Annotated in this window: 5 protein-coding genes, 5 tRNA genes and 6 rRNA genes; 12 read left to right on the forward strand and 4 right to left on the reverse strand. The window is 52.9% G+C overall.

The features are described 5' to 3' along the window. Nucleotides 1-139: 139 nt before the first annotated feature. From ACYJL1_RS05560 to rrf (ACYJL1_RS05580), 5 genes are all read left to right on the forward strand, one after another. Nucleotides 140-1,624 (forward strand): 16S ribosomal RNA (locus ACYJL1_RS05560). Between the two features lie 261 nt (nucleotides 1,625-1,885). Next, nucleotides 1,886-1,962, forward strand: a tRNA-Ile gene (locus ACYJL1_RS05565). Nucleotides 1,963-2,097: 135 nt separating this feature from the next. Further along, nucleotides 2,098-2,173, forward strand: a tRNA-Ala gene (locus ACYJL1_RS05570). Nucleotides 2,174-2,596: 423 nt separating this feature from the next. Then, nucleotides 2,597-5,557 (forward strand): 23S ribosomal RNA (locus tag ACYJL1_RS05575). Nucleotides 5,558-5,741: 184 nt separating this feature from the next. Then, nucleotides 5,742-5,856 (forward strand): 5S ribosomal RNA (gene rrf, locus ACYJL1_RS05580). The 16S, 23S and 5S rRNA genes sit together here with 2 tRNA genes alongside, the layout of an rRNA operon. A 205-nt stretch (nucleotides 5,857-6,061) precedes the next feature. On the opposite strand, the gene ACYJL1_RS05585 is transcribed toward rrf (ACYJL1_RS05580), so the two are convergent. After that, entirely contained in the window at nucleotides 6,062-6,427 is a 366-nt protein-coding gene (locus tag ACYJL1_RS05585) for a hypothetical protein (RefSeq protein ID WP_460897418.1), read from the reverse strand. Nucleotides 6,428-6,445: 18 nt separating this feature from the next. Between ACYJL1_RS05585 and ACYJL1_RS05590 the strand changes: the two genes are divergently transcribed. After that, nucleotides 6,446-6,522, forward strand: a tRNA-Met gene (locus tag ACYJL1_RS05590). A gap of 215 nt (nucleotides 6,523-6,737) precedes the next feature. On the opposite strand, the gene ACYJL1_RS05595 is transcribed toward ACYJL1_RS05590, so the two are convergent. Together ACYJL1_RS05595 and ACYJL1_RS05600 are read right to left on the reverse strand one after the other, a co-directional pair. Then, nucleotides 6,738-7,238 carry a gluconokinase gene (locus ACYJL1_RS05595; protein WP_460897419.1) on the reverse strand — a complete coding sequence of 167 codons (501 nt, stop codon included), beginning with the start codon at nucleotides 7,236-7,238 and terminating at the stop codon, nucleotides 6,738-6,740. Then, nucleotides 7,235-8,002 carry an SDR family oxidoreductase gene (locus ACYJL1_RS05600; protein ID WP_460897420.1) on the reverse strand — a complete coding sequence of 256 codons (768 nt, stop codon included), beginning with the start codon at nucleotides 8,000-8,002 and terminating at the stop codon, nucleotides 7,235-7,237. The genes ACYJL1_RS05595 and ACYJL1_RS05600 overlap by 4 nt, the downstream gene beginning before the upstream one ends. 200 nt (nucleotides 8,003-8,202) lie before the next feature. On the opposite strand from ACYJL1_RS05600, the gene ACYJL1_RS05605 reads away from it, so the two are divergent. From ACYJL1_RS05605 to rrf (ACYJL1_RS05630), 6 genes are all read left to right on the forward strand, one after another. After that, the gene (locus ACYJL1_RS05605; protein ID WP_460897421.1) at nucleotides 8,203-9,636 is read left to right on the forward strand and encodes an aldehyde dehydrogenase family protein; all 1,434 of its coding nucleotides are present in this window, start codon (nucleotides 8,203-8,205) and stop codon (nucleotides 9,634-9,636) included. Nucleotides 9,637-10,244: 608 nt separating this feature from the next. Beyond that, nucleotides 10,245-11,729 (forward strand): 16S ribosomal RNA (locus ACYJL1_RS05610). Between the two features lie 261 nt (nucleotides 11,730-11,990). Next, nucleotides 11,991-12,067 (forward strand) — tRNA-Ile (locus ACYJL1_RS05615). Between the two features lie 135 nt (nucleotides 12,068-12,202). Further along, nucleotides 12,203-12,278, forward strand: a tRNA-Ala gene (locus tag ACYJL1_RS05620). A gap of 423 nt (nucleotides 12,279-12,701) precedes the next feature. Continuing rightward, nucleotides 12,702-15,660 (forward strand): 23S ribosomal RNA (locus ACYJL1_RS05625). Between the two features lie 184 nt (nucleotides 15,661-15,844). Beyond that, nucleotides 15,845-15,959: ribosomal RNA gene (rrf, locus tag ACYJL1_RS05630) — 5S ribosomal RNA — on the forward strand. Between the two features lie 205 nt (nucleotides 15,960-16,164). Here the strand turns inward: rrf (ACYJL1_RS05630) and ACYJL1_RS05635 are convergent. After that, nucleotides 16,165-16,530, reverse strand: a complete 366-nt coding sequence (locus ACYJL1_RS05635; RefSeq protein ID WP_460897422.1) for a hypothetical protein — start codon at nucleotides 16,528-16,530, stop codon at nucleotides 16,165-16,167. Nucleotides 16,531-16,546 lie beyond the last annotated feature (16 nt).

The raw sequence follows: 16,546 nt of genomic DNA on the forward strand, positions 1-16,546 counted from the left end.
TCGCAAGGAGTTCAACAGATACTTTGGCGGACACGTTTCGAGAGAAGATGTTACATGCATTTGACTGCAGGTTAGATGTAAGGTGTATATATGTTCTCGTCGATTCATAACGTGACTAACATAGCCAATATCAAATTTTCAACTTGAGAGTTTGATCCTGGCTCAGAACGAACGCTGGCGGCAGGCTTAACACATGCAAGTCGAACGCCCCGCAAGGGGAGTGGCAGACGGGTGAGTAACGCGTGGGAATCTACCCAATTCTTCGGAACAACACATGGAAACGTGTGCTAATACCGAATGAGCCCTTCGGGGGAAAGATTTATCGGAATTGGATGAGCCCGCGTTGGATTAGCTAGTTGGTGGGGTAAAGGCCTACCAAGGCGACGATCCATAGCTGGTCTGAGAGGATGATCAGCCACACTGGGACTGAGACACGGCCCAGACTCCTACGGGAGGCAGCAGTGGGGAATATTGGACAATGGGCGCAAGCCTGATCCAGCCATGCCGCGTGAGTGATGAAGGTCTTAGGATTGTAAAGCTCTTTCACCGGTGAAGATAATGACGGTAACCGGAGAAGAAGCCCCGGCTAACTTCGTGCCAGCAGCCGCGGTAATACGAAGGGGGCTAGCGTTGTTCGGATTTACTGGGCGTAAAGCGCACGTAGGCGGACTTTTAAGTCAGGGGTGAAATCCCGGGGCTCAACCCCGGAACTGCCTTTGATACTGGAAGTCTTGAGTTCGAGAGAGGTGAGTGGAATTGCGAGTGTAGAGGTGAAATTCGTAGATATTCGCAGGAACACCAGTGGCGAAGGCGGCTCACTGGCTCGATACTGACGCTGAGGTGCGAAAGCGTGGGGAGCAAACAGGATTAGATACCCTGGTAGTCCACGCCGTAAACTATGAGAGCTAGCCGTCGGGCAGTATACTGTTCGGTGGCGCAGCAAACGCATTAAGCTCTCCGCCTGGGGAGTACGGTCGCAAGATTAAAACTCAAAGGAATTGACGGGGGCCCGCACAAGCGGTGGAGCATGTGGTTTAATTCGAAGCAACGCGCAGAACCTTACCAGCCCTTGACATCCCGATCGCGGTTACCAGAGATGGTTTCCTTCAGTTAGGCTGGATCGGTGACAGGTGCTGCATGGCTGTCGTCAGCTCGTGTCGTGAGATGTTGGGTTAAGTCCCGCAACGAGCGCAACCCTCGCCCTTAGTTGCCATCATTCAGTTGGGCACTCTAAGGGGACTGCCGGTGATAAGCCGAGAGGAAGGTGGGGATGACGTCAAGTCCTCATGGCCCTTACGGGCTGGGCTACACACGTGCTACAATGGTGGTGACAGTGGGCAGCGAGACCGCGAGGTCGAGCTAATCTCCAAAAGCCATCTCAGTTCGGATTGCACTCTGCAACTCGAGTGCATGAAGTTGGAATCGCTAGTAATCGTGGATCAGAATGCCACGGTGAATACGTTCCCGGGCCTTGTACACACCGCCCGTCACACCATGGGAGTTGGTTTTACCCGAAGGTGCTGTGCTAACCGCAAGGAGGCAGGCAACCACGGTAGGGTCAGCGACTGGGGTGAAGTCGTAACAAGGTAGCCGTAGGGGAACCTGCGGCTGGATCACCTCCTTTCTAAGGAGACGCGTAAACAGTCAACAGCATGGACTTGTCCATGGCTGGTCTTTTACCTGTCTATTAGAACAAAGATTGCAGGCCAGTCAGCCTGACAATCGCGCATACAATGCGCGGACTGCCGCCTACGTTTCTCTTTCTTCCACATGATACGCGCTCGCGCGCCGTACCGCCCTTTATGGGCTGGCGCTCCGCGGGGGCGCGGCACAAGCCGCGACGCGCTAGCGCGCTGTACTGGCGCTTAAAGCCGGTATGGCTTTCGGGCTTGTAGCTCAGTTGGTTAGAGCGCGCGCTTGATAAGCGTGAGGTCGGAGGTTCAAGTCCTCCCAGGCCCACCATATTCATCGCTTACGCACGTACGGTCCTTTGGACCTGTGCTGCGCGGGCACGCGGCGTAAGCCGCGACGGCCAGTCGGCCTTGCGAAGCCTTGCTTCGGAGTGTTGATTGACGGATGAGTTTTACCATACCTTACGGGGGCGTAGCTCAGCTGGGAGAGCACCTGCTTTGCAAGCAGGGGGTCGTCGGTTCGATCCCGTCCGCCTCCACCAAAGGTTTTGGAGATGGACGATGCGAAAGCAAATATCATGTGAGGGAAGAATCAAGTTTGCAGCTTGTCGGGTTTATGCCTGCTGGTTGCCTGTTCTGTATGACATTGTGAAGAGAAGATAAGTTCGGATTATTCCGGATGTTCAAAGGTCTGTACCAAAAATACAGACCGCTAGGTCGTCGCAGCTTGCTGCGCGCCGAGTGCAGGCCCTTTGGGGCCGTGAACTCTGAATAATGTCGTCAGGGGTGCTCATCAAAAGCCTCTGACTTATGATTGGCCGCTTAACCGCAGAGCCATCGGATTTATCTCGAGAAGCTGGTCTTTTTTGTCAAATCGATTGTTGCTGGGTGTTTTGTTGTCCGTTGGTATCCCCCACGGAGGCATGATGCCCGTTAAGGCAAGGATGGATATTGGCAATGAGAATGATCAAGTGTCTTAAGGGCATTTGGTGGATGCCTTGGCATGCACAGGCGATGAAGGACGTGATACGCTGCGATAAGCGTCGGGGAGGTGCGAATACCCTTTGATCCGACGATTTCCGAATGGGGAAACCCACCTTAGATATCTAGAAAATTATTTTGGTTGGATGATGAGCTTACGGGCTTTGTATGGATGGCTCCTTTTGGTGACAAAAGCGGGTAAGCGCCCATACAGACCGCTAGGTCGTCGGCCATTTTTTGGCCGCGCTAGCGCAGCGCCCGTCCCGGCAGGGACGATGCGGCGCGTGAGCGAAAACTGAGAACCCAAATAATTTCTAGATATCATAATAAGGTATCTAACTTTCGAATACATAGGGGTTAGAAGCGAACCCGGGGAACTGAAACATCTAAGTACCCGGAGGAAAGGACATCAAACGAGACTCCGTAAGTAGTGGCGAGCGAACGCGGACCAGGCAGTGGCTTTTGTGAGACAAGTGGAACACTCTGGAAAGGGTGGCTAGAATGGGTGATAGCCCCGTACACGTAATGCGAACAAAAGTCCTTGAGTAGGGCGGGACACGTGAAATCCTGTCTGAACATGGGGAGACCACTCTCCAAGCCTAAGTACTCGTGCATGACCGATAGCGAACCAGTACCGTGAGGGAAAGGTGAAAAGCACCCCGACAAGGGGAGTGAAAGAGATCCTGAAACCGAATGCCTACAAACAGTTGGAGCCCAAGATTTGTTCTGGGTGACAGCGTACCTTTTGTATAATGGGTCAGCGACTTAGTCTGACGAGCAAGCTTAAACCGGTAGGTGTAGGCGCAGCGAAAGCGAGTCTGAACAGGGCGTTCAGTTCGTTGGATTAGACCCGAAACCAAGTGATCTAGCCATGAGCAGGTTGAAGGTAAGGTAACACTTACTGGAGGACCGAACCCGCATCTGTTGCAATAGATTGGGATGACTTGTGGCTAGGGGTGAAAGGCCAATCAAACTTGGAGATAGCTGGTTCTCCGCGAAATCTATTTAGGTAGAGCGTCGATCGAATACCTTCGGGGGTAGAGCACTGGATGGGCTAGGGGATCTCACCGATTTACCAAACCTAACCAAACTCCGAATACCGAAGAGTACTAATCGGCAGACACACGGCGGGTGCTAACGTCCGTCGTGAAGAGGGCAACAACCCTGACCACCATCTAAGGTCCCTAAGTTATGGCTAAGTGGGAAAGGATGTGAGGATCCCAAAACAACCAGGATGTTGGCTTAGAAGCAGCCATCATTTAAAGAAAGCGTAACAGCTCACTGGTCTAAATAAGGGTCTTTGCGCCGAAAATGTACCGGGGCTAAAGCCATACACCGAAGCTGTGGATTTGCATGTAAATGCAAGTGGTAGCGGAGCGTTCTGTAAGCCGTTGAAGAGGGACCCGTGAGGGCCTTTGGAGGTATCAGAAGTGAGAATGCTGACATGAGTAACGATAATAAAGGGAGTGAGAGACTCCCTCGCCGAAAGTCCAAGGGTTCCTGCTTAAAGTTAATCTGAGCAGGGTTAGCCGGCCCCTAAGGCGAGGCCGAAAGGCGTAGTCGATGGGAACCACGTTAATATTCGTGGGCCTGCGGGTAGTGACGGATCGCGTATGTTGTTCCTCCTTATTGGATTGGAGGGGCTTCGGGGCGGTTCCAGGAAATAGCTCCCGCGTATAGACCGTACCCTAAACCGACACTGGTGGACTGGTAGAGAATACCAAGGCGCTTGAGAGAACTGCGTTGAAGGAACTCGGCAAATTGCACGCGTAACTTCGGAAGAAGCGTGACCCTTTTTTACGCAAGTAGAGGAGGGTGGCACAGACCAGGGGGTAGCGACTGTTTACCAAAAACACAGGGCTCTGCGAAGTCGCAAGACGACGTATAGGGTCTGACGCCTGCCCGGTGCTGGAAGGTTAAGAGGAGAGGTGCAAGCTTTGAATTGAAGCCCCAGTAAACGGCGGCCGTAACTATAACGGTCCTAAGGTAGCGAAATTCCTTGTCGGGTAAGTTCCGACCTGCACGAATGGCGTAACGACTTCCCCGCTGTCTCCAACGCAGACTCAGTGAAATTGAATTCCCCGTGAAGATGCGGGGTTCCTGCGGTTAGACGGAAAGACCCCGTGCACCTTTACTATAGCTTTACACTGGCATTCGTGTCGGCATGTGTAGGATAGGTGGTAGACTTTGAAGCGGGGGCGCCAGCCTTCGTGGAGTCATCCTTGAAATACCACCCTTACCTATATGGATGTCTAACCGCGGTCCGTTATCCGGATCCGGGACAGTGTATGGTGGGTAGTTTGACTGGGGCGGTCGCCTCCTAAAGAGTAACGGAGGCGCGCGATGGTGGGCTCAGACCGGTCGGAAATCGGTCGTCGAGTGCAATGGCATAAGCCCGCCTGACTGCGAGACTGACAAGTCGAGCAGAGACGAAAGTCGGTCATAGTGATCCGGTGGTCCCGCGTGGAAGGGCCATCGCTCAACGGATAAAAGGTACGCCGGGGATAACAGGCTGATGACCCCCAAGAGTCCATATCGACGGGGTTGTTTGGCACCTCGATGTCGACTCATCGCATCCTGGGGCTGGAGCAGGTCCCAAGGGTATGGCTGTTCGCCATTTAAAGCGGTACGTGAGTTGGGTTCAGAACGTCGTGAGACAGTTCGGTCCCTATCTGCCGTGGGTGTAGGAATATTGACAGGATCTGTCCCTAGTACGAGAGGACCGGGATGGACGTATCTCTGGTGGACCTGTTGTGGCGCCAGCCGCATAGCAGGGTAGCTATATACGGACGGGATAACCGCTGAAGGCATCTAAGCGGGAAACCCACCTGAAAACGAGTATTCCCTATCAGAGCCGTGGAAGACCACCACGTTGATAGGCCGGGTGTGGAAGTGCGGCAACGCATGAAGCTTACCGGTACTAATAGCTCGATTGGCTTGATCATTCTCATTACTCATATCCATCATACCTCGTAAACGAGGCATGCGTGTTGCGCTCACGCACGTACGGTCCTTTGGACCTGTGCTGCGCGGACGCCTTCGGACGCACGAGCGTGCTGTATGGGAACTCGTGCGTGAGCGATATAAATCAAACAAAACCAGCTTCTCAATTTTGTTGCGCTTTGCTGACCTGGTGGTTACAGCGGGGTGGCTGCACCCGATCCCATTCCGAACTCGGCCGTGAAACGCCCCTGCGCCAATGGTACTTCGTCTCAAGACGCGGGAGAGTAGGTCGCTGCCAGGTCTGCCAAACGCAACAAATCCTTCTCAAAACACACCGCATACACAACAGACCAATCAGGCCGCGCCAGAACATGTTCAGGTCGCGGCCTTTTGCTTTTGGAATACATTCAGAATAAATTCTGGATAAACAACCAAAACTCAATACAGCGGCAACGCTGCAAAAAGGGCAGACAGCACCCCGTCCAAAGCCAAAAAGCACCTCGCTTTTAAAGGCCGGACAAACGGAACAATCCGGGCTGCTGCGGCAAACTTGCCGTTCTTGATAACGCGGGGTGGAGCAGCACCCCGTCCGGAACCGAAAAAGCTCCTTCGCTTTTGAGGCCGGACAAACGGAAAAATCCGGGCTGCTGCGGCAAATCTGCCGTTCTTGATAACGCGGGGTGGAGCAGCACCCCGTCCGGAACCGAAAAAGCTCCTTCGCTTTTGAGGCCGGACAAACGGAAAAATCCGGGCTGCTGCGGCAAATCTGCCGTTCTTGATAACGCGGGGTGGAGCAGCACCCCGTCCGGAACCGAAAAAGCTCCTTCGCTTTTGAGGCCGGACAAACGGAAAAATCCGGGCTGCTGCGGCAAATCTGCCGTTCTTGGTGGCGCGGGGTGGAGCAGCCCGGTAGCTCGTCAGGCTCATAACCTGAAGGTCACAGGTTCAAATCCTGTCCCCGCAACCAAAACAAATCTCAAAATCAAACTCTTCGCACAAAAATAACCCGCTATCCCTCCCGGTGGAACCTCTCCATCCGCAAGATCTTCACCACCTGAAGAGTGAGAGGACAAACGGAAAAGCTGGGCAATTAGTCCAGTAGAATTTGCTAGTCGACTTTAAATCACTGTGCCACGGCCTTATAGTCAAAGCATAGACCTGCGTTGACACATGCGTAATTACCTAAACAGGCAACCGCCGCAGCCACTCAACACTCGCAGCAACAATCTCATCAACGCTTTGTGAAACATCCTGACGGAAAACCAAAGTCTCACCAACAGGTGACTCCAACGTTGAAAGCTGACTATCCAGCATCGAAACAGGCATAAAATGCCCCGTTCGCTGATTCATGTGGGAGCGCAGAACTTCGGCACTACCATCCAGAAAGATGAAAGCAAGCGCGCCGTTGGCCTTCTCCCGCAAGCGTTCGCGATAGCTCATTTTCAAAGCAGAGCAAGATACTACGAGGCCACTTTCGGCTTTTGCCAGTTCGGCGCCAATTTTGTCGAGCCAAGGCCAGCGGTCTTCATCGGTCAACGGAATCCCTGAAGACATTTTCTCGACGTTGCTTGCAGGATGAAGTGTGTCGCCCTCCAGAAAAGGGAGGCTCAAGGTTTCCGCGATTGCAACACCGACGGAGGTTTTTCCCGAGCCGCTAACGCCCATAACTATAATGCGCATCATACTGAAGCCGTGATCCCACCATCGATGTGAATAACTTGCCCATTAACAAAGGATGATGCGTCGCTTGCTAGGAAAACCGCAGCACCGACCAGTTCCTCGACGTTACCCCAACGTCCTGCAGGTGTACGTTTCTCTAGCCAAGCAGAAAAATCCGGATTTTCGATCAATGCCTGATTGAGAGGTGTTTTAAAGTAGCCAGGTGCAATAGCGTTGATTTGCAGACCATATTTTGCCCAGTCAGTACACATGCCTCGAGTGAGATTGCGAACCGCTCCTTTGGTTGCCGTGTAGGGAGCGATTGAAGGCCGGGCAAGTTCGCTCTGCACTGACGCAATGTTGATGATCTTGCCGTGCCCTCGTTTGATCATATGTTTGGCAGCACTTTGGCCCGCGTAGAAGACGCTTGATATATTTGTTTGCAGTAATTGTTGCCATTTATCATCCGGAAAATCCTCCAAGGGCGCGCGAAACTGCATACCCGCATTATTGACGAGGATATCAATCGCACCAATTGCAGCCTCGATTTGATCAATGCCTGCTTTGACCGCAATAATATCAGTTACATCGAAATGCGATGCATATGCTTTATAGCCGTTGTTTCTGAGTTCATCGAGTGCAACTGCCAGCTTCTCTTTATCACGACCGTTAAGCACGACCGTCGCACCGTTTTCTGCAAGGCCTTTTGCCAGCGCAAAACCGATACCTTGACTGGATCCGGTAACGAGTGCCAAACGTCCTTCCAGGCTGAACAATGAGTGAGGCATGAACGGCATTCCTTGATATGATTCTCGCAAGTGCGATTGCTGCGGACGAAATAGACATGCTTCAATAGCAGTGCTTTGGCCTGCGTTCTATCATCTGATGAAGCTTCTGTTTATAGATAAAGCAAGTATGCCGGATTTAACGTTGAAACACACGTCTCCTATGGTACTAATTCCACTGAACAGAACGAAAGAACACAATCATGACATTGCACCAAAATCTGATCGACGGCGAATGGGCCGGTGGCGACGCCATTGCCAATATCAATCCATCCAACACCAATGATGTGGTTGGGGAATATGCGCGAGCAACGGCTGAAGATACATTAAGGGCTATTGCGGCGGCAAAGGCGGCTTTCCCGGCATGGTCGCGTTCTGGCATTCTTGAACGCCATGCAATTTTACGCAAGACCGCAGATGAGATTACTGCCCGCAAGGATGAGATCGGCCGTTTATTATCCAGAGAAGAAGGCAAGACACTCGCTGAAGGAATTGGCGAAACTTTGCGCGCAGCACAGATATTCGATTTTTTCGCGGGAGAAGTGTTACGGCTTGCTGGCGAAGTTCTCCCAAGCGCCCGTCCGAATATCGGCGTCGAGATCACGCGTGAACCCGTCGGTGTTGTCGGCATTATTACGCCGTGGAACTTCCCGATTGCTATCCCGGCGTGGAAGATTGCACCCGCGCTGGCTTATGGAAACACCGTTGTATTTAAGCCTGCGGATCTTGTCCCGGGTTGCTCTTGGGCAATCGTCGATATTCTCCATCGCTCGGGCTTGCCAAAGGGCGTGCTCAATCTTGTCATGGGCAAGGGTTCAGTTGTAGGGCAGACAATTCTCGATAGCCCTGATGTTAACGCGATTACTTTTACTGGATCTGTCGGTACAGGAAAGCGCGTTGCAGCAGCGTCAATTGAACATATGCGCAAATTTCAGCTGGAGATGGGCGGCAAAAATCCATTTGTCGTGCTGGATGACGCGGAGCTGAACGTCGCGGTTGACGCCGCCGTAAACAGTGCGTTTTTCTCCACCGGGCAGCGTTGCACGGCGTCTTCGCGTATCATCGTTACCGAAGGTATTCACGACCGCTTCGTTGCAGCCGTTTCTGAAAAATTGAAAACCATTATAGTTGATGATGCTTTGAAGGCGGGAACCCATATTGGCCCGGTTGTCGATGCGAGCCAACTTAGACAGGATGAAGATTATATTGCTATCGGTCAGAAAGAAGGCGCAAAGCTTGCTTTCGGCGGTGAACGACTGACACGCGATAATCCCGGTTTCTATCTGCAGCCGGCTTTGTTCACGGAAGCGACGAATCAAATGCGTATTTCTCGCGAAGAGATATTTGGTCCAGTCGCCAGTGTTATCCGGGTCAAGGATTACGAGGAGGCGCTGCATACGGCGAATGATACGCCCTTTGGCCTCTCATCTGGCATTGCAACCACAAGCCTGAAACATGCGACTCATTTCAAGCGCAATGCTGAGGCCGGGATGGTCATGGTTAACCTGCCCACTGCCGGTGTCGATTTTCACGTGCCTTTCGGCGGGCGCAAGGGATCAAGCTACGGCCCGCGTGAGCAAGGCAAATACGCAGCAGAGTTTTATACTGTCGTTAAAACTGCTTATACGCTGGCCTGATCCTCGTCATAGACACAAAATAAGGGGCGTTGCATTGGCAGCGCCCCTTATTTTTTCACCGCTAGTCTGAGGTTATCCCCAGGGATTGGGTATGAATTTATAAAAGTTGGATTTTGGGTATTTTTTTGGAAAAGTTGTGTTGACAGTTTTGTTATGTGGGGTCTATATACCGACACAACGAGGGCGGGGCGCCGCTGGCGGTTGCCGAATGCGCCCATAAGCTAGGCGGCTTTAGAGCTGCGATCGTTGACGGAATTAGAGAGAAGTGATTGAGTTTCTCTTTGGCGGATTGGGCTTTATTGCCTGGTTTGTTTTGGTTTTTTGACGGTTGGGTTTGTCCTGATTGTTGGTTTACCTGGTCTGGCTTTTGCTGGATTGATATTTGGGCGGTGATTGTGATCATGGCCGGTTCTTTGACAATTGCATACAGAAGAAAGAGAAACGTGGGCGGCAGGGTCGTGCGGAACTTCGCAAGGAGTTCAACAGATACTTTGGCGGACACGTTTCGAGAGAAGATGTTACATGCATTTGACTGCAAGGTTAGATGTAAGGTGTATATATGTTCTCGTCGATTCATAACGTGACTAACATAGCCAATATCAAATTTTCAACTTGAGAGTTTGATCCTGGCTCAGAACGAACGCTGGCGGCAGGCTTAACACATGCAAGTCGAACGCCCCGCAAGGGGAGTGGCAGACGGGTGAGTAACGCGTGGGAATCTACCCAATTCTTCGGAACAACACATGGAAACGTGTGCTAATACCGAATGAGCCCTTCGGGGGAAAGATTTATCGGAATTGGATGAGCCCGCGTTGGATTAGCTAGTTGGTGGGGTAAAGGCCTACCAAGGCGACGATCCATAGCTGGTCTGAGAGGATGATCAGCCACACTGGGACTGAGACACGGCCCAGACTCCTACGGGAGGCAGCAGTGGGGAATATTGGACAATGGGCGCAAGCCTGATCCAGCCATGCCGCGTGAGTGATGAAGGTCTTAGGATTGTAAAGCTCTTTCACCGGTGAAGATAATGACGGTAACCGGAGAAGAAGCCCCGGCTAACTTCGTGCCAGCAGCCGCGGTAATACGAAGGGGGCTAGCGTTGTTCGGATTTACTGGGCGTAAAGCGCACGTAGGCGGACTTTTAAGTCAGGGGTGAAATCCCGGGGCTCAACCCCGGAACTGCCTTTGATACTGGAAGTCTTGAGTTCGAGAGAGGTGAGTGGAATTGCGAGTGTAGAGGTGAAATTCGTAGATATTCGCAGGAACACCAGTGGCGAAGGCGGCTCACTGGCTCGATACTGACGCTGAGGTGCGAAAGCGTGGGGAGCAAACAGGATTAGATACCCTGGTAGTCCACGCCGTAAACTATGAGAGCTAGCCGTCGGGCAGTATACTGTTCGGTGGCGCAGCAAACGCATTAAGCTCTCCGCCTGGGGAGTACGGTCGCAAGATTAAAACTCAAAGGAATTGACGGGGGCCCGCACAAGCGGTGGAGCATGTGGTTTAATTCGAAGCAACGCGCAGAACCTTACCAGCCCTTGACATCCCGATCGCGGTTACCAGAGATGGTTTCCTTCAGTTAGGCTGGATCGGTGACAGGTGCTGCATGGCTGTCGTCAGCTCGTGTCGTGAGATGTTGGGTTAAGTCCCGCAACGAGCGCAACCCTCGCCCTTAGTTGCCATCATTCAGTTGGGCACTCTAAGGGGACTGCCGGTGATAAGCCGAGAGGAAGGTGGGGATGACGTCAAGTCCTCATGGCCCTTACGGGCTGGGCTACACACGTGCTACAATGGTGGTGACAGTGGGCAGCGAGACCGCGAGGTCGAGCTAATCTCCAAAAGCCATCTCAGTTCGGATTGCACTCTGCAACTCGAGTGCATGAAGTTGGAATCGCTAGTAATCGTGGATCAGAATGCCACGGTGAATACGTTCCCGGGCCTTGTACACACCGCCCGTCACACCATGGGAGTTGGTTTTACCCGAAGGTGCTGTGCTAACCGCAAGGAGGCAGGCAACCACGGTAGGGTCAGCGACTGGGGTGAAGTCGTAACAAGGTAGCCGTAGGGGAACCTGCGGCTGGATCACCTCCTTTCTAAGGAGACGCGTAAACAGTCAACAGCATGGACTTGTCCATGGCTGGTCTTTTACCTGTCTATTAGAACAAAGATTGCAGGCCAGTCAGCCTGACAATCGCGCATACAATGCGCGGACTGCCGCCTACGTTTCTCTTTCTTCCACATGATACGCGCTCGCGCGCCGTACCGCCCTTTATGGGCTGGCGCTCCGCGGGGGCGCGGCACAAGCCGCGACGCGCTAGCGCGCTGTACTGGCGCTTAAAGCCGGTATGGCTTTCGGGCTTGTAGCTCAGTTGGTTAGAGCGCGCGCTTGATAAGCGTGAGGTCGGAGGTTCAAGTCCTCCCAGGCCCACCATATTCATCGCTTACGCACGTACGGTCCTTTGGACCTGTGCTGCGCGGGCACGCGGCGTAAGCCGCGACGGCCAGTCGGCCTTGCGAAGCCTTGCTTCGGAGTGTTGATTGACGGATGAGTTTTACCATACCTTACGGGGGCGTAGCTCAGCTGGGAGAGCACCTGCTTTGCAAGCAGGGGGTCGTCGGTTCGATCCCGTCCGCCTCCACCAAAGGTTTTGGAGATGGACGATGCGAAAGCAAATATCATGTGAGGGAAGAATCAAGTTTGCAGCTTGTCGGGTTTATGCCTGCTGGTTGCCTGTTCTGTATGACATTGTGAAGAGAAGATAAGTTCGGATTATTCCGGATGTTCAAAGGTCTGTACCAAAAATACAGACCGCTAGGTCGTCGCAGCTTGCTGCGCGCCGAGTGCAGGCCCTTTGGGGCCGTGAACTCTGAATAATGTCGTCAGGGGTGCTCATCAAAAGCCTCTGACTTATGATTGGCCGCTTAACCGCAGAGCCATCGGATTTATCTCGAGAAGCTGGTCTTTTTTGTCAAATCGATTGTTGCTGGGTGTTTTGTTGTCCGTTGGTATCCCCCACGGAGGCATGATGCCCGTTAAGGCAAGGATGGATATTGGCAATGAGAATGATCAAGTGTCTTAAGGGCATTTGGTGGATGCCTTGGCATGCACAGGCGATGAAGGACGTGATACGCTGCGATAAGCGTCGGGGAGGTGCGAATACCCTTTGATCCGACGATTTCCGAATGGGGAAACCCACCTTAGATATCTAGAAAATTATTTTGGTTGGATGATGAGCTTACGGGCTTTGTATGGATGGCTCCTTTTGGTGACAAAAGCGGGTAAGCGCCCATACAGACCGCTAGGTCGTCGGCCATTTTTTGGCCGCGCTAGCGCAGCGCCCGTCCCGGCAGGGACGATGCGGCGCGTGAGCGAAAACTGAGAACCCAAATAATTTCTAGATATCATAATAAGGTATCTAACTTTCGAATACATAGGGGTTAGAAGCGAACCCGGGGAACTGAAACATCTAAGTACCCGGAGGAAAGGACATCAAACGAGACTCCGTAAGTAGTGGCGAGCGAACGCGGACCAGGCCAGTGGCTTTTGTGAGACAAGTGGAACACTCTGGAAAGGGTGGCTAGAATGGGTGATAGCCCCGTACACGTAATGCGAACAAAAGTCCTTGAGTAGGGCGGGACACGTGAAATCCTGTCTGAACATGGGGAGACCACTCTCCAAGCCTAAGTACTCGTGCATGACCGATAGCGAACCAGTACCGTGAGGGAAAGGTGAAAAGCACCCCGACAAGGGGAGTGAAAGAGATCCTGAAACCGAATGCCTACAAACAGTTGGAGCCCAAGATTTGTTCTGGGTGACAGCGTACCTTTTGTATAATGGGTCAGCGACTTAGTCTGACGAGCAAGCTTAAACCGGTAGGTGTAGGCGCAGCGAAAGCGAGTCTGAACAGGGCGTTCAGTTCGTTGGATTAGACCCGAAACCAAGTGATCTAGCCATGAGCAGGTTGAAGGTAAGGTAACACTTACTGGAGGACCGAACCCGCATCTGTTGCAATAGATTGGGATGACTTGTGGCTAGGGGTGAAAGGCCAATCAAACTTGGAGATAGCTGGTTCTCCGCGAAATCTATTTAGGTAGAGCGTCGATCGAATACCTTCGGGGGTAGAGCACTGGATGGGCTAGGGGATCTCACCGATTTACCAAACCTAACCAAACTCCGAATACCGAAGAGTACTAATCGGCAGACACACGGCGGGTGCTAACGTCCGTCGTGAAGAGGGCAACAACCCTGACCACCATCTAAGGTCCCTAAGTTATGGCTAAGTGGGAAAGGATGTGAGGATCCCAAAACAACCAGGATGTTGGCTTAGAAGCAGCCATCATTTAAAGAAAGCGTAACAGCTCACTGGTCTAAATAAGGGTCTTTGCGCCGAAAATGTACCGGGGCTAAAGCCATACACCGAAGCTGTGGATTTGCATGTAAATGCAAGTGGTAGCGGAGCGTTCTGTAAGCCGTTGAAGAGGGACCCGTGAGGGCCTTTGGAGGTATCAGAAGTGAGAATGCTGACATGAGTAACGATAAAGGGAGTGAGAGACTCCCTCGCCGAAAGTCCAAGGGTTCCTGCTTAAAGTTAATCTGAGCAGGGTTAGCCGGCCCCTAAGGCGAGGCCGAAAGGCGTAGTCGATGGGAACCACGTTAATATTCGTGGGCCTGCGGGTAGTGACGGATCGCGTATGTTGTTCCTCCTTATTGGATTGGAGGGGCTTCGGGGCGGTTCCAGGAAATAGCTCCCGCGTATAGACCGTACCCTAAACCGACACTGGTGGACTGGTAGAGAATACCAAGGCGCTTGAGAGAACTGCGTTGAAGGAACTCGGCAAATTGCACGCGTAACTTCGGAAGAAGCGTGACCCTTTTTTACGCAAGTAGAGGAGGGTGGCACAGACCAGGGGGTAGCGACTGTTTACCAAAAACACAGGGCTCTGCGAAGTCGCAAGACGACGTATAGGGTCTGACGCCTGCCCGGTGCTGGAAGGTTAAGAGGAGAGGTGCAAGCTTTGAATTGAAGCCCCAGTAAACGGCGGCCGTAACTATAACGGTCCTAAGGTAGCGAAATTCCTTGTCGGGTAAGTTCCGACCTGCACGAATGGCGTAACGACTTCCCCGCTGTCTCCAACGCAGACTCAGTGAAATTGAATTCCCCGTGAAGATGCGGGGTTCCTGCGGTTAGACGGAAAGACCCCGTGCACCTTTACTATAGCTTTACACTGGCATTCGTGTCGGCATGTGTAGGATAGGTGGTAGACTTTGAAGCGGGGGCGCCAGCCTTCGTGGAGTCATCCTTGAAATACCACCCTTACCTATATGGATGTCTAACCGCGGTCCGTTATCCGGATCCGGGACAGTGTATGGTGGGTAGTTTGACTGGGGCGGTCGCCTCCTAAAGAGTAACGGAGGCGCGCGATGGTGGGCTCAGACCGGTCGGAAATCGGTCGTCGAGTGCAATGGCATAAGCCCGCCTGACTGCGAGACTGACAAGTCGAGCAGAGACGAAAGTCGGTCATAGTGATCCGGTGGTCCCGCGTGGAAGGGCCATCGCTCAACGGATAAAAGGTACGCCGGGGATAACAGGCTGATGACCCCCAAGAGTCCATATCGACGGGGTTGTTTGGCACCTCGATGTCGACTCATCGCATCCTGGGGCTGGAGCAGGTCCCAAGGGTATGGCTGTTCGCCATTTAAAGCGGTACGTGAGTTGGGTTCAGAACGTCGTGAGACAGTTCGGTCCCTATCTGCCGTGGGTGTAGGAATATTGACAGGATCTGTCCCTAGTACGAGAGGACCGGGATGGACGTATCTCTGGTGGACCTGTTGTGGCGCCAGCCGCATAGCAGGGTAGCTATATACGGACGGGATAACCGCTGAAGGCATCTAAGCGGGAAACCCACCTGAAAACGAGTATTCCCTATCAGAGCCGTGGAAGACCACCACGTTGATAGGCCGGGTGTGGAAGTGCGGCAACGCATGAAGCTTACCGGTACTAATAGCTCGATTGGCTTGATCATTCTCATTACTCATATCCATCATACCTCGTAAACGAGGCATGCGTGTTGCGCTCACGCACGTACGGTCCTTTGGACCTGTGCTGCGCGGACGCCTTCGGACGCACGAGCGTGCTGTATGGGAACTCGTGCGTGAGCGATATAAATCAAACAAAACCAGCTTCTCAATTTTGTTGCGCTTTGCTGACCTGGTGGTTACAGCGGGGTGGCTGCACCCGATCCCATTCCGAACTCGGCCGTGAAACGCCCCTGCGCCAATGGTACTTCGTCTCAAGACGCGGGAGAGTAGGTCGCTGCCAGGTCTGCCAAACGCAACAAATCCTTCTCAAAACACACCGCATACACAACAGACCAATCAGGCCGCGCCAGAACATGTTCAGGTCGCGGCCTTTTGCTTTTGGAATACATTCAGAATAAATTCTGGATAAACAACCAAAACTCAATACAGCGGCAACGCTGCAAAAAGGGCAGACAGCACCCCGTCCAAAGCCAAAAAGCACCTCGCTTTTAAAGGCCGGACAAACGGAACAATCCGGGCTGCTGCGGCAAACTTGCCGTTCTTGATAACGCGGGGTGGAGCAGCACCCCGTCCGGAACCGAAAAAGCTCCTTCGCTTTTGAGGCCGGACAAACGGAAAAATCCGGGCTGCTGCGGCAAATCTGCCGTTCTTGATAACGCGGGGTGGAGCAGCACCCCGTCCGGAACCGAAAAAGCTCCTTCGCTTTTGAGGCCGGACAAACGGAACAATCCGGGCTGCTGCGGCAAATCTGCCGTTCTTGATAACGCGGGGTGGAGCAGCACCCCGTCCGGAACCGAAAAAGCTCCTTCGCTTTTGAGGCCGGACAAACGGAAAAATCCGGGCTGCTGCGGCAAATCTGCCGTTCTTGGT

Source organism: Phyllobacterium sp. K27 (assembly GCF_054796155.1).

Bases quoted from the DNA above. Each gene is read 5' to 3' on its own strand.
- ACYJL1_RS05600 (WP_460897420.1), bottom strand. From the start codon at position 8,002: ATGCCTCACTCATTGTTCAGCCTGGAAGGACGTTTGGCACTCGTTACC.
- ACYJL1_RS05595 (WP_460897419.1), bottom strand. From the start codon at position 7,238: ATGATGCGCATTATAGTTATGGGCGTTAGCGGCTCGGGAAAAACCTCC.
- ACYJL1_RS05605 (WP_460897421.1), top strand. From the start codon at position 8,203: ATGACATTGCACCAAAATCTGATCGACGGCGAATGGGCCGGTGGCGAC.